20 protein-coding genes, 1 tRNA gene and 1 pseudogene are annotated in these 23,087 nt (G+C 64.3%); 12 read left to right on the top strand and 10 right to left on the bottom strand.

Translation table 11 applies throughout. From position 1 onward, the window contains the following. The first annotated feature begins 88 nt into the window (after window positions 1-88). On the top strand, window positions 89-2,659 hold the full coding sequence (locus VT84_RS02880; RefSeq protein WP_082838429.1) for a CheR family methyltransferase: 2,571 nt from the start codon (window positions 89-91) through the stop codon (window positions 2,657-2,659). Between the two features lie 22 nt (window positions 2,660-2,681). On the opposite strand, the gene VT84_RS02875 is transcribed toward VT84_RS02880, so the two are convergent. Further along, window positions 2,682-3,239, bottom strand: coding sequence for a response regulator (locus VT84_RS02875; RefSeq protein ID WP_082838428.1), 558 nt, complete (start codon window positions 3,237-3,239; stop codon window positions 2,682-2,684). A gap of 208 nt (window positions 3,240-3,447) precedes the next feature. On the opposite strand from VT84_RS02875, the gene VT84_RS02870 reads away from it, so the two are divergent. From VT84_RS02870 to VT84_RS02855, 4 genes are all read left to right on the top strand, one after another. After that, window positions 3,448-4,494, top strand: a complete 1,047-nt coding sequence (locus VT84_RS02870; RefSeq protein WP_082838427.1) for a chemotaxis protein CheB — start codon at window positions 3,448-3,450, stop codon at window positions 4,492-4,494. A 23-nt stretch (window positions 4,495-4,517) separates the two neighbouring features. Beyond that, a complete protein-coding gene (locus VT84_RS02865) occupies window positions 4,518-5,642 on the top strand; it encodes a PAS domain-containing sensor histidine kinase (RefSeq protein ID WP_162271568.1) in 1,125 nt (374 codons plus the stop codon). 151 nt (window positions 5,643-5,793) lie between these two features. Further along, window positions 5,794-6,273 (top strand): response regulator, encoded by a 480-nt coding sequence (locus tag VT84_RS02860; protein WP_082838425.1) that lies wholly within the window; start codon window positions 5,794-5,796, stop codon window positions 6,271-6,273. 132 nt (window positions 6,274-6,405) lie between these two features. Further along, entirely contained in the window at window positions 6,406-7,074 is a 669-nt protein-coding gene (locus VT84_RS02855) for a response regulator (RefSeq protein ID WP_082838424.1), read from the top strand. 306 nt (window positions 7,075-7,380) lie between these two features. Here VT84_RS02855 and VT84_RS02850 read toward each other — a convergent pair whose 3' ends face one another. The 3 genes from VT84_RS02850 to VT84_RS02840 form a co-directional block, all read right to left on the bottom strand. Continuing rightward, window positions 7,381-7,590: a hypothetical protein gene (locus VT84_RS02850; RefSeq protein ID WP_082838423.1), complete on the bottom strand. Its 210-nt coding sequence runs from the start codon at window positions 7,588-7,590 to the stop codon at window positions 7,381-7,383. A 412-nt stretch (window positions 7,591-8,002) separates the two neighbouring features. After that, window positions 8,003-8,386, bottom strand: a complete 384-nt coding sequence (locus VT84_RS02845; RefSeq protein WP_157469123.1) for a hypothetical protein — start codon at window positions 8,384-8,386, stop codon at window positions 8,003-8,005. Between the two features lie 873 nt (window positions 8,387-9,259). Beyond that, window positions 9,260-9,604 (bottom strand): response regulator, encoded by a 345-nt coding sequence (locus tag VT84_RS02840; RefSeq protein ID WP_082838421.1) that lies wholly within the window; start codon window positions 9,602-9,604, stop codon window positions 9,260-9,262. A gap of 265 nt (window positions 9,605-9,869) precedes the next feature. On the opposite strand from VT84_RS02840, the gene VT84_RS02835 reads away from it, so the two are divergent. From VT84_RS02835 to VT84_RS02825, 3 genes are all read left to right on the top strand, one after another. Then, complete coding sequence (locus VT84_RS02835) at window positions 9,870-10,922, top strand: hypothetical protein (RefSeq protein WP_082838420.1); 1,053 nt, start codon at window positions 9,870-9,872, stop codon at window positions 10,920-10,922. Window positions 10,923-11,012: 90 nt separating this feature from the next. Then, complete coding sequence (locus tag VT84_RS02830) at window positions 11,013-11,273, top strand: excisionase family DNA-binding protein (RefSeq protein ID WP_082838419.1); 261 nt, start codon at window positions 11,013-11,015, stop codon at window positions 11,271-11,273. A gap of 148 nt (window positions 11,274-11,421) precedes the next feature. After that, a complete protein-coding gene (locus VT84_RS02825) occupies window positions 11,422-14,004 on the top strand; it encodes a hypothetical protein (RefSeq protein ID WP_157469121.1) in 2,583 nt (860 codons plus the stop codon). A gap of 156 nt (window positions 14,005-14,160) precedes the next feature. Here the strand turns inward: VT84_RS02825 and VT84_RS37965 are convergent, their stop codons facing one another. The 3 genes from VT84_RS37965 to VT84_RS02815 form a co-directional block, all read right to left on the bottom strand. After that, window positions 14,161-14,649, bottom strand: a complete 489-nt coding sequence (locus tag VT84_RS37965) for a hypothetical protein (RefSeq protein ID WP_157469119.1) — start codon at window positions 14,647-14,649, stop codon at window positions 14,161-14,163. A 451-nt stretch (window positions 14,650-15,100) separates the two neighbouring features. After that, the gene (locus VT84_RS02820) at window positions 15,101-15,496 is read right to left on the bottom strand and encodes a hypothetical protein (RefSeq protein WP_082838126.1); all 396 of its coding nucleotides are present in this window, start codon (window positions 15,494-15,496) and stop codon (window positions 15,101-15,103) included. A gap of 17 nt (window positions 15,497-15,513) precedes the next feature. Next, window positions 15,514-15,915 (bottom strand): transposase, encoded by a 402-nt coding sequence (locus VT84_RS02815; protein WP_082838127.1) that lies wholly within the window; start codon window positions 15,913-15,915, stop codon window positions 15,514-15,516. Between the two features lie 111 nt (window positions 15,916-16,026). Between VT84_RS02815 and VT84_RS42095 the strand changes: the two are divergent. Further along, window positions 16,027-16,347 (top strand): annotated as a pseudogene (locus VT84_RS42095) (tyrosine-type recombinase/integrase); the annotation flags it as partial. A 273-nt stretch (window positions 16,348-16,620) separates the two neighbouring features. Here the strand turns inward: VT84_RS42095 and VT84_RS02805 are convergent. After that, window positions 16,621-16,694, bottom strand: a tRNA-Asp gene (locus VT84_RS02805). A gap of 359 nt (window positions 16,695-17,053) precedes the next feature. Between VT84_RS02805 and VT84_RS02800 the strand changes: the two genes are divergently transcribed. The 3 genes from VT84_RS02800 to VT84_RS02790 all read left to right on the top strand — a co-directional run bounded on the left by VT84_RS02800 (window position 17,054) and on the right by VT84_RS02790 (window position 20,546). Next, a complete protein-coding gene (locus VT84_RS02800; protein WP_052553564.1) occupies window positions 17,054-17,536 on the top strand; it encodes a GNAT family N-acetyltransferase in 483 nt (160 codons plus the stop codon). A 76-nt stretch (window positions 17,537-17,612) separates the two neighbouring features. Continuing rightward, a complete protein-coding gene (glmS, locus tag VT84_RS02795; RefSeq protein WP_082838417.1) occupies window positions 17,613-19,445 on the top strand; it encodes a glutamine--fructose-6-phosphate transaminase (isomerizing) in 1,833 nt (610 codons plus the stop codon). Window positions 19,446-19,637: 192 nt separating this feature from the next. Further along, window positions 19,638-20,546: an acyl-CoA desaturase gene (locus tag VT84_RS02790; RefSeq protein WP_082838416.1), complete on the top strand. Its 909-nt coding sequence runs from the start codon at window positions 19,638-19,640 to the stop codon at window positions 20,544-20,546. 27 nt (window positions 20,547-20,573) lie between these two features. Here the strand turns inward: VT84_RS02790 and VT84_RS02785 are convergent, their stop codons facing one another. After that, complete coding sequence (locus VT84_RS02785; protein ID WP_082838415.1) at window positions 20,574-21,350, bottom strand: hypothetical protein; 777 nt, start codon at window positions 21,348-21,350, stop codon at window positions 20,574-20,576. A 37-nt stretch (window positions 21,351-21,387) separates the two neighbouring features. After that, complete coding sequence (locus VT84_RS02780) at window positions 21,388-23,076, bottom strand: glycosyltransferase family 39 protein (protein WP_052553572.1); 1,689 nt, start codon at window positions 23,074-23,076, stop codon at window positions 21,388-21,390. Window positions 23,077-23,087 lie beyond the last annotated feature (11 nt).

Raw genomic sequence — 23,087 nt, 5'->3', positions numbered from 1 at the left:
GGTCTGAAGTAACGGCTTGATTCCAGATTCCGGGCCGTAAAAAAAGTACAAGGCGCTATAGGCGCCCGTGCCCCATCGGAGCCCGTTCATGTCCGCTACCGAGCTTCCCACACCGGACGATCAGCCTGGTAATCCGTTCCTCGTCGCCGGTGTTGGCGCTTCGGCCGGCGGGTTGGAAGCGTATACCGAGTTACTCGAAGCACTTCCGGCCAGCCCGAACTTGTCACTGTTACTGGTCAGTCACCTCGATCCGGGGCAAAAGAGCCATTTGGTCGAGATCCTTTCGCGCGTCAGCCGGATGCCGGTGCAGGAAGCGGCCGAGGGAATGAAGGTCGAGGTCAACAGCGTTTATGTGATCCCGCCGGGCACCACAATGACCCTCGTCGATGGGCACCTGACGCTCACCGCGAGGCCGCCGCGCAACGTTCAGCACATGCCCATCGATCAACTGTTCCGGTCGCTCGCGGCCATCCAAAAGAGCCGCTCGGCCGCGATCGTTCTGTCCGGGAACGGGAGCGACGGGGTGATCGCGTTGCAGGCGATCAAGGCGGCGGGCGGGGTAACGTTCGCCCAGGAAGAGCAGTCGGCCAAGCACCCGAGCATGCCCCGGGCCGCCGCGCTCGATGGCAACGTCGATCACATCCTGCGCCCACGCGACATCGCACGCGAACTGGAACGCATCGCCCGACACCCCTACGCCCAGACCGAAGACACACCACCCGACGCCCCCGCGGTTCCCGCGCGCGACCCGGTCGCCGACATCATCGATCTGCTGCGCAACCGGACCGGGGTAGACTTCACGCACTACAAGCAGACGACCATCCGCCGGCGCATCATGCGCCGGATGGCGCTCCGCAACTTCCAGTTACCGACCGAGTACCTGGCTCTGCTCCGCACCGACGCGACCGAGGTCCAGAACCTGTACCAGGACTTCCTGATCCGCGTCACGCAGTTCTTCCGCGACCCGGAGGCGTTCGAGGCGATCAAGGAGAGGGTGTTCCCCGCGCTACTGAAGAACCGGCCAGCCGGCAGCCCGGTGCGCATCTGGGTCGCCGGGTGCGCGACGGGGGAAGAAGCGTATTCGTTGGCCATGTGCCTCCTGGAATACCTCGACGGCCGCGCGGAGGTCACCAGCGCGAAGATTCTGGCCACGGATTTGAACGAGGTGGCGCTGGAGAAGGCCCGCGCGGGGCTGTATCTGGACAACATTGAGATCGACGTCTCGCCGGAGCGCCTCCGCCGGTTCTTCGTTCGCACCGAAGGACACTATCAGATCAGCAAGGCGGTGCGCGAGTTGTGCGTGTTCTCCCGGCACAACATGGCGACCGATCCGCCGTTCAGCCGGATCGACCTCGTGAGCTGCCGGAACGTGCTGATCTACATGGACGCGGCCCTCCAGAAGCGGGTAATGCCGCTCCTGCACTACGCGCTGAACCCCTACGGGATCTTGTTCTTGGGTTCGTCGGAAAACGTCGGCGGCGCGGCCGATCTGTTCGAGGTCGTGGACGCCAAGCACCGATTGTTCGCCCGCAGCTCGGCCGCGAGTATGCCGCTGGACTTTAACGCGAGCGTGTCCGCCGAGGGGCGCCCGCGCCCGGTCGGGCGCGAGGAGGGGCAGCCGTTGTGGACCGCACTGGACGTGCAGAAGGAAGCCGACCGGGTACTTCTGGCCCGGTACGCCCCGGTCGGCGTCGTCGTGGACGAAACGATGACGGTGCTCCAGTTCCGCGGGCGCACCGCGTCGTACCTGGAACCGGCGCCGGGAATGGCAACGCTGGACCTGTTCCGCATGCTGCGAGAAGGGCTTCTGGCCGAAGTCCGGGCCGCTACCAATCAGGCCAAAGCGGAGAATGCGGTTGTCACCCGCGAGGGCATCCAACTGACCGAGGGCACGACCGCACGCACGGTCCGCGTTGAGGTTGTACCGTTTAAAGTTCCGCCGTCCGGCGTGCGGTTCTTCCTGATCCTGTTCCAGGACGCACCCCAAGCCGATCGGGTACCGTCCCCACCCGCCGAAGCTCAGCCGACCCAAAACGATCTCAAAGTGGCCCAACTCCAACAGGAGATCGGTGCCCTTCGCGAGTACCTCCAGTCGGTCATCGAAGAACAGGAGAGCACCAACGAAGAACTGAAGAGCGCCAACGAGGAGATCCTGTCGGCCAATGAGGAGCTACAGAGCACCAACGAGGAGCTTCAAACCGCCAAGGAGGAAGCACAATCGGCCAACGAGGAGCTCTCGACGGTGAACGAAGAATTGCGGCACCGCAATTCCGAACTGGCCCGGGTAAACAACGACCTCGTGAACCTGCTGAGCGGGGTTGGGTTGCCGATCGTCATGGTCGGGCGCGACCTGCGCATCCGGCGATTCACTCCCCTTGCGGAGAAGGCATTCAACCTGATCGCGACCGACGTCGGGCGCCCGATCAGCGACATGAAACCGAACCTGCGGCTCGACGACTTCCCGGGGATGATCGCCCGCGTGATCGATTCCCTCACTCCGTTCGAGGGTGAAGTCCAGGACGGGAGCGGGCACTGGTTCTCGCTCCGCATCCGGCCGTATGTCACGCTGGACAGCAAGATTGATGGCGCGTCGATCGTGCTCGTGGACGTCGATGCCATCCGCCGCCAGATCGTACCCAAGGAAGCACCCGGCTCCTGAATGAGTGCGCGTATGCCCAAAACTATCTCAGTAGAGTTCGCAACGCGGACACGAGTTCTTCAGGGTCGGGGAACGGTTTCGGGATCACTCGGACGGCGCCGAGTTCGCGTAAATCCCGTGCCGAGTACCGGTCCCCGGAACCGGACATAAACACGGCCCTTACGTGAGGGGCGATTCGCTTCAATTCCGCAAAGGTTCGCGGACCGTCCCACAAGTCCGGCATCTGGACATCGATCAAAACGAGTCCAATGTTGGTCCAGGCCCGGTACCGCGTAACGGCTTCGGGACCGGAAGTCGCGGAAAGCACATCGAACCCGGCGTGTACGAGCACGCGAGTGAGGAAACGCAGTACGCCCCCCTCATCGTCCACGACTAGGACGACCGGGCGCGGGACACCACACATCTCGACGCGCTCGGTAATCTCGCGCCGGCGCGCGTCCATCGCGTCGGTCATTTGTCGGATGAGTGCGGTCGCTCGCCCGAGGGCGTCCACAGATTCGGACCAGTGCCCCTCCTGGCGCAATGTCGTCGCAGTGCGAAGTAACTCGCACGCTTCGCGCGTAAGTGCGGCGTGATCCATCGGGGGAAATGTCGGGGAAGAAATCCGGGTGGACAAGTAGCCCTTTCAGAATTGGTACTCGGACCGAAGAGGCAAGTCGGGAGAGTCCCTCGCCCGCGTTTTTGTAAGCCGCACCGATATCTTGTGTTAGACAATTTCGGCAGGTTTTTTGCTACTTTCTATCGACGTGGTTTCGATCACGAGTACGCCGTTGACGGGCGGAAAGGCGATGACGGTTCGCGATATTATCGTTGTTGGTACTTCGGCCGGCGGAACCGATGCGTTGGTTCATCTCGTGCGCGGACTCCCCGCGGGGTTCCCTGCGAGCCTGTTCATCGTGTGCCACATCCCTTCCGGCGGGCGCAGTTCCCTGCCCGAGATCCTGAGCCGGTCCGGATCGCTCTTAGCTACCCACGCCGAAACAGGCGAATTCTTCCCCGGTCACATCTTCGTCGCGCCCCCGGACCACCACCTGGTCCTGGAACCGGGGGCACAGATGAAATTGATGCACGGCCCGCGCGAGAACAGCCACCGGCCGGCAATCGACCCGCTGTTCCGTTCGGCCGCCCGGCACTACGGCACGCGGGTCATCAGCGTCATCCTCACGGGTTCCCTGTCCGACGGGACAGCGGGCACCCTGGCGGTGCGCGGCGCGGGCGGAATCGCCGTGGTGCAAGACCCGCGGGACGCCCTCGTCGCGGCCATGCCGCAAAGCGCCAGCCAGATTGCCGGGGCCGATCACGTCGTTCCTCTAGTGGATATGCCCGAACTGCTGATTGATCTCGTGCGTGGACCTATGCGGGTACAACCGGGAGCGGGTACCATGAGTGCGCAATCGAACGACCCGATCGAGCGCTCGTCCGAAATCGTCGAGCAAACGATGCGGTCGCAAGCCCACGGCGAGCGCCGCGGACAGGTGTCCATGTTTACGTGCCCCGAGTGTGGCGGGGCGCTGTGGCAAACGGACGAACCGCGCCTGATCCAGTTCCGCTGCCACGTGGGTCACTCGTATGACGCCGAGGTACTCCTCACGGAACAGACGGACGCCCTGGAAGCCGCGCTCTGGACCGCGGTGCGGACTTTCCGGGAGAAGACCGTGCTTACCCAACAACTGGCGACCCGCGAGCGCGAGCGGGGGAACGAAGACGGTGCCAAGCGGTTCGAGGAACAGGCTTCGCAAACGGCTCGGTACGCGAATCTGATTGTGGAGCACGTTCTCCACGCGAGCGGGAGTAACGGTGTTTCCCCTCCCGACGTTGACGATCGGGCACCATAAATTCCGCATTGGGAGACGGAATAGTGGGTCGAGGCGCAGAACCACTCACGGCGCACGAAACGGCGGGGCCGGACGAACCGTCAGCGGACTTGTTAGCTCAGAGCGTGCGTTTCCAAGAAGCTTTTGAGTTCGCTCCGGATTGCCAACTGGTGACGAACCCAGTGGGGCTTATTCTGGAAGCGAACCACGCCGCGGTCGCGCTCATCGATCACCGGAAAGAGTTCCTGATCGGCAAGCCGCTGCCCCTGTTCGCAGCCGAAGGCTCGCGGTCACGTTTTTACGAGTGTATCTGGCGCCTCGACCAGGGCGCGCCGAATGATGCGTTCGAGTCGCGGGTGGTGCGCCGGGGTGACGGTCCACGCGACGTCCACGCGGTGGCACGAGCCGGTGAGCGCCGGCCCGGTTCCCGAACCCCGGCAATGATTCACTGGATCATTCGAGACGTGACGGAGTGGCGCCGGTCCGAAGCGACCCGGGCCGAGCTCCAGCGCCGGCTGACCACGGCGCAAGAAGACGAGCGCCAGCGCGTGGCCCGCGACCTCCATGACGGCACCGGTCAGATGCTCACCGCACTGTCGCTGGGCTTGCGCGCGGTCCGGGACGCCGGGCCACTCACCCAGGAAGCCCACGCTCGTTTGGACCACGTGCAGCACCTGATCGACGAACTGGCACGACAGGTCCACGATTTGGCGACGGCTCTCCGGCCGGCCGCTCTGGACGATTTGGGGCTCGAAGCGGCTACCCGTCAGTTCGTCGTGAACTGGTCCAAGCGGGCCAAGGTGCCGACCGATTTTCAGATCATCGGGCCGCACGGTCGGCGCTTTCCTCCTGAGATCGAAACCGTCCTCTTTCGGGTCGTACAGGAGGGGCTCACGAACGTCGCCAAGCACGCCGGCGCGGGCCGAGTCGCGGTGATGATTGGTTCAACCGCCGAGAACGCGGTCGCGGTTGTTGAAGACGACGGTACCGGTTTTGACATGGAAGGCGTAGCCAAAATGTTACTCCCGGGGGAAGCGCCTACGGGTCACGTCCAGCTCGGAATACTCGGGATGCGCGAGCGCGTCGCGCTCGTTGGAGGAACATTAGAAATCGAAACGACTCCCGGTCGCGGTACGACTGTCATTGCCCGCCTTCCTCTACAGCCCTAGCGCTCGAAACTCCGACCACAGCTCAGGTTGGAGATTGTCAGGATTTTCCCGACGCACTTTAGTCCCTTCCCGACAGACAAGCGATTGCAAGCAGGCCAATATGACTTGAGTTCTCAAATTGCCCCCTCTCGCACGGCAACTTGGATCACACATGTCAAGTCACCCATTCACGCAGTACCCGCTCCTGGTACTAGTCGTCGACGACGACATAGATACGGTCGAGAGCCAAGCCGATCTCCTCAGCCTTCAGGGACACACAGTGCGCACGGCCCGGAACGGCGAAGAAGCACTAACCTGTGCCGAGACCGAGCGCCCGGACGTTGTGCTCCTTGATATCCGGATGCCGGGTCAGAACGGGTGCGACGTGGCGCGCGCCATTCGTAAGAACTGTGCGGGCAAGCGGCAGCCGATTATTATCGCCGTGACCGGGTGTAGCAGCGAGGACGATCTGCGCCGGTCGGAGGGCGCGGGGTTCGATTTGCATCTGGTGAAGCCGGTCGAACCGGCGATACTCGTTGGTGTGCTCGAACGAATCCGGCGCCTCCTCACGCCGCCGATCCCCGCGGCAGAGCTCGATCACCCGTCCGAAGATCCCCCGGACGGTTGGCAGGGGCGCCACTGCTGCGTTTAGTCCCCCAGCTTTACTGCTCGCCCTACCGACGGCGCGCCGACAAATGCCTTTCAGCACCTCGCGTGACCGGGACGCCCATTCCGAATCCGGCTGCTGATTCCCTTCGATACCGCAACCATTCCGGGTGTCGTTATGAATCGAATCCGCGTATTCCTGGCCGACGACCACGCCGTTGTTCGCGAGGGCCTCAGATCGCTCATCAATTCACAACCCGATATGGAGGTCATCGGTGAAGTCGCCGACGGCGCAGAAGCCGTGGGGCGTGCAATTGAACTCGCTCCCGATGTCGTTGTAACCGACGTGTCGATGCCCGGGTTGAACGGCGCCCAAGTGACCGAGCGCCTGCGCGCCGCGCGCCCGGGCCAAAAGGTTCTCGTTCTGACGGTTCACGAGGACAAGGAGTACCTGCGCCGCCTCCTCGAAGCCGGCGCGGTCGGGTACGTTCTGAAGCGCGCGGCGTCAGTCGACCTTGTTAGTGCGATTCGTGCCGTTGCCGAAGGAGGGACGTACCTGGACCCGTCGCTCGCAGGGAGCGTCGTGGATGACTTCGTTCGCCCCGCGTCCGACCCGGTCCCCGCGGACCTCAGCCAGCGCGAGGAAGAGGTCGTCCGGTTGATCGCGCTCGGGTACAGTAACAAGGAGATCGCAGCGCAACTGAAGCTCTCGGTCAAGACGGTCGAAACGTACAAGGCGCGCTCGATGGAGAAACTACAGATTGAGAGCCGCGTGGGGATCGTGCGTTACGCGCTCCGGCGCGGGTGGCTCACCGAGCCGAACGAGGGAACCACAACTCACCCGTAACCACTCGCCGGACACACGAAGGCAACCGACGTGTGTGATGAGCTCACGCTGTTCTTACCGCGATGTATCGTTCCGTGGTCAGTAACGCTTCGCGAACAGTCGCGAAGGTCGGGACGTTCCACGCTGTCGGCCGCGCGCACATGCGCAATTTTCTCGGGCTAGCACCTTTGTTGCCGAGAAACGCGCATATTAGGTCGCACTCGGCTGCCTACAAGTCATTCCGCCTCAGCCATCGCTCGCCCACTCGACTCTGCCGGACTCAAACTTGCCCCTTACGAAAAGACTGGAAGCGCAATGCCTCCCAATTCAATCTCCCTGTGGGTCAGGATCCGGAACGAGATCGTCCTCGTGTTCCATCTTTAACTCGCTCACCTCCCAGTACACCCACCAGTGGTTCAACAGCCCCGTCGAAATGGGAACCGGGTCGCGCACAAGGCCGCGCTCAATAATCGCCGGGTTCCCGACCCGGATTACGTAATCGCCCGCACGAAACTTCGGCTCTCCGGCATCGCTCATACTATTTACACTCACACGACCAAGGACCGAATCGGCATATTTCATGCACCTTGATCCGCCCAAACGTGCAATCCAAATGCCAAATGATTGTGCCTCTCGGCGGACGTGTTTGCGGCGATAGTCGCGCCACTGGGAGGACGTTGCGTGACAGCAACCCGTACCCTCTCCCGGCCAACCACCAACTGCCACTAGAGCCGCGAGGAACTCGCGTGCGATCTCTTCTGACTTAAGGCCCCACTAACGCGAAGAGCCGGCGGGAAACGCTCCCGCCGGCCAAACGCCCGTCCCGGATAAAAACGGGCGGCTCCAAGAGACAAGCCCATAGCAAGAAATGTGCGGGGCACTGTCAGGAAAATCCCGCTCCCCTGATCTATTGTTGCGCACTTGGCACGCGGGCGGAGATCCTGGTGACTCACGTCAAGGTGTACTGAAATTGCCGGAGCAGTGCTACGAGCGTGTCCGTAGCGGCGGGCGGTCTCACGATCGCGTCGAACCCGAAATCATCGGCCAACCGCAGCCCGGCCTCATGAGCGCCGGTCAGGGCTATGAATGCGTGCAGGTGCCCGCGCAACCGCCGCGCAACCCGCGTGATCTCGAACCCATCCAAACCGTGCACGAGCAGACCCGTGAAGATCACATCGGGCAAGTCGCCAGCGATCTCGCGGAGCGCGGCCGGTCCCGCGGTGACACCTTTCGCACGGTAGCCACAGAGAGCGATATCAGTTCGACGCAACTCCCGGCGTGTCCGTGTCGTCGTCCACAACCAGAACGTGTGGGTGGTCGAGAACTGTGGCACGATCGGCTCGGCGCGCACCAGTTTGTTGTCCGCGATGACCCTTTGGGCTGATCGGAGTGTCTGGTCGCGCGCGGCGCGTTTCGGATGGCTTGGCAATGTTGGAATGGCAGAGGCCCCCGCTCGCGAGCGGAGGTCCGCGAGAAACGTGCCGGTATCCAGTTCGATACAGGGCGCTAAGGGCAGCGCTCATCAGACTCTAGGGGAACAGCGGGCGCGTCCCGGCATTTCTTCGGCGTGAAACAAATCTGGCCATTGCGTTTATTGCACGAGATCCGCAACAACGATCACGTGCGTGTGGACGGTGTCTCTGCATGGGGATCTGAAGGCCGAATTTGGCTGCCGCCTTCTCGGTGCATTTGGGGCATCGGTACACGGTGTTGCGGCTAAACTTCCCGGTGCCCGCATACACCCCCCGCATCTCGGTCAGCGTCACCAGTACGAACACCGCCACTTTACCACAATGGCACCGGCGCTCGAACGGGCCGGACGGGAGCCGCGAAAGTGTGCGCGTGACCGGTGCAGACGGGAGGAGCGAGTACGAACGGGTCGGCGGGCGCTTCTCTTGGACCGGCCCCTCCGACCAAGCCATCGCGGCCTCGAACCGATCCGCGTCCCGCACGAGTCGGCCTTCGGCAATTACTCCGCGTGATTGGCGGAGCAGTAGGTCGCTTTCCTCAATGGCCCGCCGCGCGTCTCTGAGGCATGCCTCCCTCGAATAGCGAAGAGCGTTTAAGCGGTCGAGTAGCGCCACCGGTAAGACGTCATTGGTGGGAGGCACGACGCGCCTGCGATACGAGTAGCCTTTGCGACAATACGCTGCACTCATCATGACCGATCAAATGCCCGCGGCAAGTGGAACGCCCACAAGATCGATTACACACGATCAACCAGTGCGAGCAATTTGACCGGTTCGACTGGCTTGACTAAGTACCGGTCGAACCCGGCTGCCTTGATCCGCTCCTGACTCACGTCGTTATCCAACGCGGTAACGGCCACCTGCATCAGGGGCAGGGCACCCGTTTGGGTTCGCAGCCGCACGGCCAGTTCGTCTCCGTCCATTTCGGGCATAGTCAAGTCGAGCAGGCAGAGTATGGGCCGGAACTCGGTCGCCGCGACGAGAGCGGCCTTGCCGGAGTAACACGCGCGAGCCCCGAGCCCGACGACGCGGAACAATTCGACGGCCGAGTCAGCAACGTCGGAATTATCGTCCGCGCACAGGAATCGCCGGGCGGACTCGGGGCGCGACCTTAATCACGCCACGAAAAAAACTACTGACATTCCACGATCATTCAGCAGCGGGCACAATACAAATTTCATTCACCTAGCGTCGGATGTCCCGAGTAGACACAAAATGACGCACCACGTCAGGTTTTGTCACGAGCACACTTGCAAATATACATAATGTCAGTTAACTTTTGTTGTCGGGTTCGAGCCCACCAGACGGCGTGAAGAGGCGCCCCGGCGCAATTACGGAGGTTCCCCCGTGTCCGCCCAAGTTGCGAACCCGGGGATCACGGACGTTCCCCCGCCCGTTTTCCAATTACTGCCACCCGTGACCGACGACCTGCACGTCGTGCATTATGTGGCAGGTCCGCGGGTCGACGAGCACGCGCCGACACCGCCGGTGGCTGCAATCGTTGTGCAGCACATGCTCACCGGTATTCGGCCAACGTTCACCGCACTCACTGAGGCCGAGGTCGCCGGAATATCACCCGGCGAGTTCGCGGCCCGGCTCCCCGACCTCGAGCGCGAGGTGCTCGGCACGTTTGCCGATTACACAACCAACCGGCCCCGTGCGGTGTGGGTACACTGGCGCATGCGCGACGCGGTGTTCGGGTTCGACGTTCTGGCCCAGCGCGCCCGGGTGCAGAACGTCCCGGGTCACGGCATCCCGCCGGAGCGACGGTTCGATCTCTCGTACTACCTGTCGCGGCGGTTCGGGGACGCGTTCGCCCCGCGCCCGCGCCTGTGGAACGCGGCCCGGCGGAACCTGGGCGAGATCCCTGACCTACTCGAGCCCAGAACACAAGAACTGGCCTGGGAGCGCGGTGACCACGCGGCGGTATTACGGGCGGTGACGGCGAGTGTGGAGGCCATCTCCCGGTTGTTCGATCGGGTCCGGGCCGAGCAGTTCGTGAGCGGCGAGGGGGAACCAGATCAAGGAGCCGATCCACGTGTTCCTGTCGATACGATCTCACGCACGAGCCCCGCACTGATCCGGCCGGACCGCCTCCCATCGTCTCCGGGGCCGCACATCAAATTGCACCGCGACCTGTTCGACCCCACCCGGCTGACCGAACGGCACCGGGCCCTCCTCGCCGAACTGCTCCGTGCAGAGGCGTTCGACCGCAGTTCGTGTGTGAGCACCCGCGATCTGGCCCGCGCGGTCGACGGTCCGAGCGCAAAGGAGACTTCGTTCAAGCACCCGGTGTCCGAGCTACGTGGCTGGGAGTGTATCGATACGGCGGAAGGGCGCGGGGGCGGCGCGTGGCTCACTCCCACGGGCCGAGCCATTGCCGAGGGCGCCGGCCCCTGAGTAAACGGTGCGCGAAACTGAGCGCTCCGTTCCACGAACCGTGCGCTCAGTTTCCTGCCTGTTTGTGAGACACGGTTCGGTCGAATACCTGTGTACCGGGGGCACACGACCCCGGCCCCCGACACAGGAGCCCGTTGTGAACCCGCCCCCGCCCCCTCCGACTTCGTCGGGCGCCCCCCGCGCCCACACGGTTCGCCCTGGCCGCTCGACGAGGCCGCGGCCTACCTCCAGATCTCCGCGCGTCACTTACACCGCCTCCTCGACGCCAACAAAGTCCGGTCTGTGCGCCTCGGGCGCCGCCGGCTGATCCCCGATACCGAGGTCCAGCGCCTCGCCTGCGACGGGTGCTGAGCGCCGGGCACACCACTGATCCGCTCAGATGACTGCGCCCAACCAATCAAAACATATCCGCCGGGTCGCCACAACTACCGAGGCCTGGTGCTCTACGCACCGGCGCAACGACGCGCCGTTCATTACGGATTCAGGGACGATGAGTCACATGCGACGAGAGAAACTGACCGCGGTCACACCCGAGAGCCCGTGCCCGGTGTGCGCGGGCGACCATAAGTGCTCCGTGGGCGACGAGGGACTGATCCTGTGCGGGCGGCGCGACGGCCCGGTAACGGGATTCGACCACCGAGGGCCGTCCCCGGGCGACGCGCAGTTCCACATCTACCGCCGCTACGATGCGTCAACCCCGAACCGGCCAAGCAAACCCAACAAACCCAATACATCTCGTGATTGGGGTGTGATTGCCCGCGACTACGCCGCGCGGTTCGACGCCGACGCACGCGCGGAACTGAGCACACGCCTCGAACTGCCGCCCGAGGTGTTCGGCGCGCTCCCGCTGCTCGGCGTGTGCGGCCGGTCGATGAGCGGGCGCACGTACACGTTCCCGGAGTGCTCAAGCGACGGGCGCGTGATCGGACTGTCCACGCGCGAGCCGAACCCGGACGGCCCCGACACCAAGAAGATGATCGCGGGCGGGAAGCGCGGGCTGACGATCCCCGACGGATGGCGCGAGCGTACCGGGCCGGTACTCCTGGTCGAGGGAGTGTCCGATACGCTGGCGCTGACTGCGGCCGTGTTACCGGCACTCGGGCGTCCCTCGAATACGGGCGGCGTCGCTCATCTGGTCGCGCTACTCGGCAACGTGTCACCCGAGCGCCTGATATACGTGATCGGCGAGAACGATCAGAAGGAAGGAGGCCCCTGGCCCGGGCGGGAAGGGGCCGAGCGCACGGCCGCGGCGCTCGGGGCCGCACTCGGGCGCCCGGCGCTGGTTGCGATGACCCCGACGGGCGCCAAGGACGTGCGCCAGTGGCTCGCGGCTCGCACGCGCGCGGGCGCCACGTGGGACGTTGCCGGGCACGAACTGGTTGCGGAACTTGGGCGAGCCGCGGAACCGCCCCCGCGGCGCGAGCGCCCGGAAATCGTCGTCACGACCGAAGAACACGTGGTCAATGACGCGGCCGCGGACGCACTGGCAGGTGCCGACGGGATCTACCAGCGCGGCGGGCAATTGGTGCGCGTGTTGCGCCTCGACGAACCGACCCCGTCCGGGGCCGCGGTTCGGGTTCCAGCGGACGCGACCGTAATCCGCGAGCTGGGACCGGCCCTGCTGCGCGAGCAGTTCACCCGGGTCGCGAACTGGGTCAAGGTGGTGCCGGACAAGGAGGGCGGTACGGAATACACCCCGACGCACCCGCCCGCGTGGGCGGTCCAGGCGGTTCACGCGCGCGGGTCGTGGCCCGGGGTGCCGCGCCTCGACGCGGTGGTCACGCACCCGGTCCTGCTCCCCGACGGAACGCTCCTGGCCGCGAGCGGGTACCACCGCTCGATCGGGGTGCTGGTGTGCCTGCCCGACCGCATGACATTAACGGTACCCGACGTTCCGACCCGTGCCGACGCGGAGGCCGCGGTCGCGCGGCTCACGGACACCGTGTGCGACTTCCCGTTCGAGCGCCCCGAGCACCGTGGGGCGTGGCTCGCGGGCCTGCTCACCCCGCTCACGTGGTTCGCGTTCGACGGCCCGGCCCCGTTCTTCCTCATTGACGGGAACGTGCGCGGGGTGGGTAAGGGGTTGCTGGCGGACACGATCGCGCTCCCGGTCTTGGGGCGCCGGTTCTCGGCGATGACCTACACCCCGGACCGGGAGGAGCTGCGCAAGCGCATCACGAGCGTTGCGGCCGAAGGCGAGCGCATGGTTCTCCTCGACAACCTGGCCGGCCCGATCGGGAACGACCAGCTCGATGCGGCGCTCACCGCGGACCGGTGGAAGGACCGGTTATTGGGCGGGAATCGGGTGTACGACGGGCCGCTCAACGTGGTCTGGTACGGGACCGGGAACAACTGCGAGTTGCGCGCCGACACGAGCCGGCGCACGTGCCACATCCGCATGGAGTCGACCGACGAGCGCCCCGAGGACCGGGGCGGGTTCAAGTACCCGCGCCTGCGCGAGCACCTGCGCCGGAACCGGGACGCACTCTTGTCCGCGGCGCTGACGATCCTGCGCGGGTGGGTCGTCGCGGGGCGCCCGGCAGACGGGTTACCGCCGTGGGGCAGTTACGAGTCGTGGTCCGAGGTGGTGCGCGGTGCGGTCGTGTGGGCCGGATTACCGGACCCGGCCCTGACGCGGATCGCGCTCCAGACGGCCGCGGACCGGAACGCGCTGGCGATGGGCGCGCTGTTGCGGTGCCTGCTCCGGCGTGACCCGGAGCGCCGGGGACTGACCACCGCAGAAATCGTAGAGGCTGCGAAGGCCGATCCCGAGCTGCGGGCCGAGGTCGAGGATCTGGCCGGGCGGTTGGACGCGCGGCCCTTGGGGTACGCGCTCCGGTCGTTCGCGCGGCGCAACTTCGAGAACCTGTTCCTGGACCGGGCCGCGCACACGGGGCACGGGGTCCGGTGGGCCGTGTACCCGATGGGCGAGTTCCGTGCCCCACGCGCCCCATCGTCACCATCACCACCATCGCCACCCGAGTACGACGAACCCGATGATGATGGTGATGGTGGTGATGATCCGGACGAGGCTCCACTCGCCGATTGCTTGTTCGATGACTCCCCCGGGCTCCCGGATTGATCAGGCTACCACTCCGCGGAGTGGAAATAATCGTCGTACCCGCGCAATACCTTGGTAGAACGCACGGCACCAAGTAGGTACGATTCATTCACCCCGATCGGTTTGAGTTGCAGGTTCGAGAACTTCGCACTGAACCGGTTGATGCCCCCCAAGGAGTCAATTCCGATGGCAGCGAAGCCGTTCAAGAAACAGACGACTGTGTGGAAACTCAATGGCAAAAAAGTGGCTCCGGATACGCCCGGGGCCGAGAAAATTACTACTGAATCCGCCAAATGGTACGGCACGGTAGCGGGCCGGCACGTTCCTTTGTGCCGCGACAAACAAGCGGCCGAACGCACGCTGCGGAAACGGGAGACCGACACGGCGCTTGCGAGCGTGGGGTTGACGAACCCGTTCGCCGCGCACCGCCAGCGCCCGCTCGCCGACCACCTTAAGGACTTCGCCGCGCACCTCCGAGCGAAGGGCGATACCGAGCCGCACATCCAACTCACGATCGGCCGCGTTCGTGGCATGTTCGATGGGTGCAATTTCAATCGCCTCGAGGATATCGATTCGGTCCGGGCGTCGGAGTGGCTGACCGCGATCCGGCAACCCGCCGCTGTGATCACGATCCCGCCCCGGGCCACTGAGTTCACGCCCGCTCAAGTAGCCGGTCTACTGGGGATCACCGGGGCGGCGGTACGGGCCGCGATCAAGCGCCAGGGATTAACAGTAACGGGACAAGGAAAAGCTCGGAGGTATCCACGAGCAACTGTCGAAGCACTGGCCGAGCGCGTGACCCGCGGCGTCGGGCCAGAAACCGTGAATCACTACGTCCGAGCGGTGCGTGGGTTCTTTCGGTGGATGATCCGGGCAAAACGAATTGGCGCGAACCCGTTGGAATCGCTCTCGCTGATGAACGCGCAGGTGGACGTGCGCCGTGCCCGTCGCGAACTGACCGCCGAAGAGCTCCGAAACCTTTTTACCGTGACACGCGCAAGTGCCCGAACGTTTCGCGGGTTGACAGGAAATGACCGTTATCACCTGTACCTCGTGGCGGCGACAACCGGTTTCCGGGCCAACGCGCTCGCGAGCCTCACCCCAACCGACTTTAGGACTACCGGACAAAACCCGATCGTAAGAGGATCACGCAAGCCGCCATCTGGCACCAGCCGAGGTAGTTGCGCGCGTTGCGGTCGCGCCGCCTGCGGACCCGGCCGAACTGGGCGAAGAAGTTGTGACACCGCTCGACGGCGTTGCGCACCTTGCCGACTCCGGGGCGCTTCTGACCACGGCCGGGAGCGTACAACCGGAACCCCTGGGAACCGGCTCGGCCCCGCGACGGTTCGTTCCCGTATGCACCGTCCGCTCGGGCGGTTGGTCGGCCCCGCTCGTCGGTCGTGTCGGTCGGCACCTCCGGGGCCGGCGCACGAACGACCAGGGCCGCCAGCACCTTGTGGGTCTGGCAGCCGTCGTTGGCCCCGGCTTTGGTGACTACGACCGCCAGGGGCATGGCTCGCGCGTCGCTCGCTATGTGGATCGCCGTGCCCGACTTGCCGCGATCAACCGGACTCGGCCCCGAAGCTTCGCCCCCTTTTCCGACGGCTTCTTGGACCCGTCGAGGAGGATCTGGTCCCAGTTGATCCCGTGCAACCGCTGGTACCGCTCGGCCAGTTGTTGCCACGCCCGAAGAAACGCATCCTCGCGGAGCCAGTCCTTGAGTCGGCGTTGGACCGTCTTGTACGACGGGAAGCACCACGGGAGCAACTCCCAACTAATGCCCGAGGCCAGGACGTACAACAGCGCGTGAAGGCATTCCCGATTGCCGCACGGCGGGCGACCGTTGCCGGACCAAACCTTGGTCGGCAGGACCGGCTCAAAGACCGCCCAGATGCCTTCCGGTAGTTCGCGGGCCAGATCCTTCAGTTGCATGGACCGAATCCTGAGCAGAATGGGTGCCGATCAGGATAGGCGACTTCGTAGTTTTGTCCGGTAGTCCTTAATTTTGCCGCGGAGGGAGCCACGGTAACTCTTGCGGCCCGGTTCAACAAAAGCCGAAAACCCAAGGTGCAACCCCTGACGATTGACGTCGCGACCGAGCTCAAATCGTTTTTGCGAAACAAACCCAAGGGACAACTGGTGTGGGCGGGGACTTGGGCACGAGACCATCGCGGGGCCGAAATGATCCGGGGAGATTTGGAAGCGACGGGAATTGCTTACGCGGTCGAGGGGTCGAACGGTCCGGAATATGCCGATTTTCACGTGCTGCGCCACTCGTTTTTGACGCTGGGTGGGCGATCGGGCATCGATTTGCGAACGCTTCAGGAATTGGCCGGACACTCGAAGCCGGAACTAACCGCGCGGTATTCGCACCGCCGCCTTCATGACCTCGCTGGTGCGGTCGAAAAAATGCCTAACATTCTGTCTGCAAACGAGATAATTCCCGAACAGATGGAAGTGATAAGCGAGTCCTCGGTTTGCACGCAGCTTGCACGGACGGAGTGCAAATCCGTGCAACTTCAGTCATCTCCGGGCGGGGAACCGGACGGTAACGAGGAGAAACCCAAAACGAACAAACCCCTGATTTCTCAGGGGTTTCGTCAGGGTGAGGCACCCTCTGGCATCATCAGTCTTAAGCGAGGACGACGGGACTCGAACCCGCAACCACCGGATCGACAGTCCGGTACTCTAACCAATTGAGCTACGTCCCCAAATCCTTGTCTTTCCAGGTTTTTCGAGCCTTTCGGCTTTCTCACCTCTCAACCTTTAACACCCGTGTTGGGCCGTCACATGTCTAATACAAATTCTACCGCCAGTACACCCAACGGCAAGCCCCAGAAGCTGAACAAGCTGTACCCGGAATTCCCATTATTTTCCCACATCACCAGCCGCTGAGCGAAACAGATCCTAGAAATTTGCCATTCACCCATTCCAATCTGGGGCGAATTACGAGCATTTCTATTAGGATCCGACAATCAGCCTGCAAATTCGTTGCAACCCGCACCTTCGCTCGGTAGCATTCCTCCGCCCCGCCATCCGCGACGCTCAAGGCCGTTCTCGGAACCGTGCCATGTCTTCTGACGCCGAACTGCACTACATCTGTCAACCGACGGACCTGCGGCCGGTCGCCCAAGCGATCGAGTTCCTCACGACGCAGGAGTTACTCGCCGACGAACCGGCGTGTCAGCGATTGTGGGATCTCATCGAAACGCAGTTCCGTACCCGTAGTAAGTTCCTCGCGGTGTGGGGCGGGGTGCGGTTCGTGGCGGTCCACCGCAACACCGACGACCGCGCGGACGGGTTCCTGCTCGTGAACGCGCCGGTAAACTGGCAGATCGACTACGTCGTTGTCGGCCCCGAGGCGCGCGGGCAGGGGATCGCGTCCGCACTCGTGGTCGAAACGGCCAATCAAGCGTTCCTGCGGGGCGTGCCTTACGTCATGCTGACCAGCAAGGCGAGCCTGCGGCCCCTCTACGAAACGTGCGGGTTCATCCCGATCGAAGACCCCGCGCCCGAAACCGCGGACCTGTCGGACGATCTGCTCGAAAACTAATGCCCACGCGCATTGGCCTTCCACTCTCCTTCTCAGACCCACTACACTCTTCTGCCCAGCAGAAGGAGACACGCCAATGTGCGGCATCGTCGGATTCACCGGGCGCCGGGAAGCGTCACCGATCCTGCTCGAAGGTCTGCGCCGACTGGAGTACCGCGGGTACGATAGTGCGGGCCTCGTCACGAGCACCGGGAGCCAATTACACCTGCGCAAGAAGGCCGGGCGCCTCAGCGAGCTCGGCAAGGTCGTCTCCGGGCACCCGGCCCCGGGCTGTCATGGGATTAGCCACACGCGATGGGCCACTCACGGCGGCGCCACCGACAACAATTCCCACCCGCACCTGAACGAAACGAACGACATCGCGCTCGTCCACAACGGCGTGATTGAGAACTTCGCCGCGCTGAAGCACCAGCTCCAAACGTCGGGCGTGCAGTTCCGCTCGGACACCGACACCGAGGTACTCGCGCACCTCATCAGCCACTACTACCACGGCGACCTCGTGACCGCGGTGCGGCAGGCGCTCGCGCTGGTGAAGGGCACCTACGGCATCGCGGTGATTGCGAAGGCGGAACCCGGGGTGATTGTCGGCGCGCGGCTCGGCAGCCCGCTCGTCGTCGGGGTCGGTGCGGACGGCACTTATCTCGCCAGCGACGCGAACGCACTGGCCGGGTTCGCCGAGAAGGTGGTGTACCTCACCGACCGGCAGATTTGCGTGCTCTCCGAAACGGACTGGGAGGTCCGCGATCAGGATCTGTCACCGGTGTCGGTGTCGGTCAGCGACATCAAGAACTTCCTGGGTGATGGCGACGCGGAAAAGGGTGCGTTTCCGCACTTCATGCTGAAGGAGATTTACGAGCAGCCCGAGACGCTCGCTAACGCGATGCGCGGGCGCCTCGAAGCGGACAACGCGACCGCACACTTCGGGGGGCTCAACCTGGGCGCCCAGCAGTTGCGCCAGATCGACCGGGTAGTGATGACCGCGTGCGGCACCAGCTACCACGCAGCACTCGTCGGCGAGTACCTGTTTGAAGAGTTCGCGCGGGTGCCGGTGGAAGTGGAGTACGCGAGCGAGTTGCGTTACCGGAACCCACCGATGGACCGCAACACGGTCGTGCTCGCACTCACCCAGAGTGGGGAAACGGCCGACACGCTCGCCGCGCTCCGCGAGAGCAAGCGCATGGGTCACACGACCCTGGCCATCTGCAACGCGGTCGGCAGTTCGATCGCGCGCGAGGCCGACGGCGGAGTGTACCTGCACGCAGGTCCGGAAATCGGGGTCGCGAGCACCAAGGCGTTCACCTCGCAAGTGGCCGTGCTCGCGATGCTCGCGTTGTACTTAGGGCGCACGCGGCACCTGTCGAGCACCCAGGGCCAGCGCATCATCGCGGACCTCCAAGCCCTGCCGGATGTGATCCGCAAGACGCTGGAGTGCCACGACCAGGTGAAGCTCGTGGCCCAGAAGTACGCGGGCGCCAAGAACGTACTGTACCTGGGGCGCCAGTACCTGTACCCGGTGGCCCTCGAAGGTGCGCTGAAGCTCAAGGAGATCAGCTACATCCACGCCGAGGGGTACCCGGCCGCGGAGATGAAGCACGGGCCGATCGCGCTGGTCGACGAGAGCACCCCGAGCGTGTTCCTGGTCCCGCGCGGCAACGTGTTCGACAAGGTCATGTCCAACATGCAGGAGATCAAGGCGCGCGGGGGGCCGGTGATCGCCATTGCCAGCGCCGGGGACCACGAGGTTTCGGCCGTGGCCGACGACGTGATCGAGATCCCCGACGTGCCCGAGTACCTCCAGCCCATCGTCACCGCGATCCCGCTCCAGCTCCTCGCCTACGAGATCGCACTGCTCTGCGGGTGCGACGTCGACAAGCCCCGAAACCTCGCCAAGAGCGTCACCGTAGAGTGATTCCTACCGAGCCCGGCGCAAGTCGCCCGCACCGGCTCAAATACCGCAGATTACTAAATGCGCAAAAGCGCACGAGCGCGATCGATTTGCGAGTACCCATCGAGTACATTCTCCAAACAAAGTTGATCGTGGGGGCGCCAACCACGACCCGCGACCCGGACGGCCGGGGAACTCTGACCCGGTCATCCGTAAATGCAGACCGTTCTCGTCGCGCCGCCGGTCACCGGCACGCTCCGCCCGTTTTGGTACCGCGCCACGCGCGTCGCACTCGCGCTGTGCCCGCTGATCGCGGTCCATCTCGCGCTTTTCGCGATCCCGTTCGTCGAGTTCACCGTCTGGTCGGTCGTGGCCATCTTCGTCGTCACCCGGATCACCGGATTGGGGATCACCGCCGGGTTCCACCGTTACTTCTCGCACCACTCGTTCAAGACGTCGCGCTGGTTCCAGTTCCTGCTCGCGGTTGCGGGTTGCACCGCGCTCCAAAAAGGGCCGCTGTGGTGGGTCGCTCACCACCGGCTCCACCACAAGCACTCGGACACGCCCGCCGACCCGCACTCACCGGTCGTGAACGGGTTCTTTCACGGGCACGTCGGGTGGTTGTTCACGCGCGACCTGATGAAGCCGGACGAGCGTCCCGTTCGCGACCTCGCGAAGTACCCGGAACTGGTCTGGCTGGACCGGTTGTGGATGATCCCAGGCGTACTACTGGCGGCGGCGTGCTTCGCAGTCTTGGGGTGGAACGGGCTGATCTACGGGTTCTGTCTGAGTGTGGTGCTGGTGTTCCAGGTCACGTTCGCGGTGAACTCGATCGGGCACCTGTTCGGTCGGCAGCGGTTCGACACGGGTGAGGGCAGTCGGAACAATTTGGTTCTCGGCTACCTCGCGATGGGCGACGGGTGGCACAACAACCACCACCGGGCGCCGTACTCCGCGCGGCACGGGTTCGCGTGGTACGAGTTCGACGTGTGCTACCGGTTCATTCGGCTACTCGCGCGGCTGGGGTTGGTGTGGGGTGTGAAGGAACCACCGGCCGAACTGCGATTCGGCCGCGTGGCGCCCGAACCAGAAACAAACGCGGAACCGGTGGCCGGGGGTTCGTGACGGTCGGTGGTATCGTGGGAATGTGTGTCACGCCGGTTTGCGCCGGAGGACGCGCCAGCAGAACCGGGCCATGAAGAACTGACCGGCCGCGGCCAGTGCGCCAATGAGAGTGGTTCCGACAGCAGCTCGCCACGCCCACAGATCGACCGACCGCTTCGTGTCCGCGACCCGGGTCCGCGTGGTCGCGACCACGGTGGCCATTTGGTCGGTGAACCCGTGAGCCTGGGTGAGCGCCAGTTCGATCGTGTTCAACTGCTCCGCTGTGGGCGTGGTTCCCGGTGCGATGGGAATTCCGAGAATCGTTTGTGCCCGCTTCAGCTCGTTGGTCGCGGTGCTGAGATCGGTCCGAGTTTGGGTCAGTTGTTCGGGCCGAACCCCGAACCAGCTCTGAATCTCTTCGTCCTTGTCGAACATCTCCAGCGCGGTTTTCGCCACGACGACCGCGTCCGACGCGATGACAACGGCCGCGTTCGCGCGGTCGACGGACCCAACCAGTTCCTGCGACGCCCGTTTCGCGCCGATTCGCATGATCGGGTGAACCGGCTCCGGCGGCATGTTCGCAGCGCTCGTCCGCGCGTGCTTCAAGTCTTCCTCGGCCTGCCCGATCACCTCCTGCACGAACCCGACCGCGTGCTCGGCCGCGGCGGTGGCCGTGTCCGCGCGGGCCGCGAGTGCGTCCGTTCGCTTGTTCACTTCGGACTTCACGCGCCACACCCCGACGGCGGCGCCGGCAAAAAGCACGAACCCTGCGAGTGACACGAGCAGCCCGGTTGTGGCCAGCACCGTGCGGATCAATGCCCACATGCGCCAACCTCCGCAGGTGAAGATGAGAGAACCGGCGTCACTCACGCACTTGATAGATGTAGAAGTGTGTCGTGCGCGCGACGGGCGTCCGCGCCCGCACCCATTCGAGGCGCACCTTGTGCTGCGGCGTGGGCGCGGGATTGTTACTGAGAATAGCGACCGAAACCGCAACGAACTTCGTTTGGCAGTAGTGGGGCATGTCGTCGTCCGACACGAGCGGGAGCCAGCTCAAGTTCAGCCACACGAGCGGCGGGTACATGATGTCCGGGTCACTGCCGTAGTACCAGATCGCGAGCGGCTCGTCGTTATTGTGCTGCGTGTTCCACGCCCGCAGTTCGGGCAGCCCGTGCCCCCAATCGTAGTTCGAGTCGTGGAGGAGCGTGTTCCCGACCGGCGTCCCGCCCCACGCCTGATTGAAGTAGCTCAAGCCGTGCGGCCACACCCACGCGGCGGTCCCGGCGAACGCGGCGAGCAGAGCCGCTACCAACCAGCGCGGCACGACGCGCCCACTCCCGCCCGCGCGCTGGTCGGCCCACCCGCGCGCAATCGCGATGCCGGTCGTGATGTACGTGAGGGCCATGAGCACGAACACGAACCGGATGCCGATCTGCACGCGGCAATTCGGGGTGAACGCGAGCAGGATCAGTGCGACGCCGATCGGCGGTATCAACAGCCGGCGCGGGTGTACGACGAGTGCGGCGAGGAGCAGTGCGATGGCGGGAAGCGGAACCTTCATGCTAAGGGCGAGCGGGAAGTACACCGGCGTCGCCCGTGCGTGCCACTCACCGAGCAGGTACGTGCCATGCCCGCGCACGTTGTGCTTGATCTGGTGAACCAGCGCCTCGCCCGCGTTCGTGAAGATCTTCAGTTCGCGGCTGACCGGCACCATGACCCGCTTCAGATCGCCTTCCGGGAGCGTGTCCGCCCACTTGATAAACGTCGGCTCCGTGCCCCAATCACACCCGCAGTAACCGAACACGAACACGAAACCGATGAAGCCGATCGCGACCGAATCCTTGCGGAACTGGTACGTCGCGTGCCACAGGTGCGCGACTTTATCCCAAAGCGAGCTTCCCGGGGGCGGAGTGAGAACACCCGCTTTCGCGAGGTTCCACAACCCGAGCACGATCATCGCCTGCGTTCCGAACACCATTGCCGAGGCTTTAGCGGTGATTGCCAGTCCGTACAACAACCCGGGCACGAGCACCCGGCGCTTCCAACTGGCATCAGGCGTATAGCAGTAGGAGAAGTGGTAGACGAGCATCAACATGCACGCCAGGAGCGCAATATCCGTGGTGGCGAGGGCCGCGTGCCCGAGAAAGTTCGGGTCGCACGCGACCAGAGCGACCGCGAGCCGCCCGCCCCACGACCCACCGAACGCGCGCCCGAGGCGCATCGAGTAAATCAGCGTGAGCCACCAGAAAACGAGGTTCGTTGCGCGACAGACCGGCAGAACGCTGTGCAGCTCGAACAGCGGGTCGAATTCGTGCCCGCGGTACTGCTCCCACACGAATACCGGCAGCGTTTGAACGTCGACCGGCAGCGGCATGGTACCGGCGCGCATAAGCAGCTTGTTGCTGCCGGTGCGCCAACTGGTGAGACCGGCTTTGACGTAGAGCGGCTCGTCGAACGTGGCCCCGAACTGCGCCGCGGCGGTCAGGCACCAGGCCGACGACGCGACCCCGAACGCGAGCAGCCACAGCGCATCGACCCACCGACCCCGCATGACCGCCTCCT

Source organism: Gemmata sp. SH-PL17, assembly GCF_001610855.1.
GTDB lineage: Bacteria > Planctomycetota > Planctomycetia > Gemmatales > Gemmataceae > Gemmata > Gemmata massiliana.
Note: the sequence above shows the minus strand (reverse complement) of the source record. Positions and strands in the feature narration are given on the sequence as shown.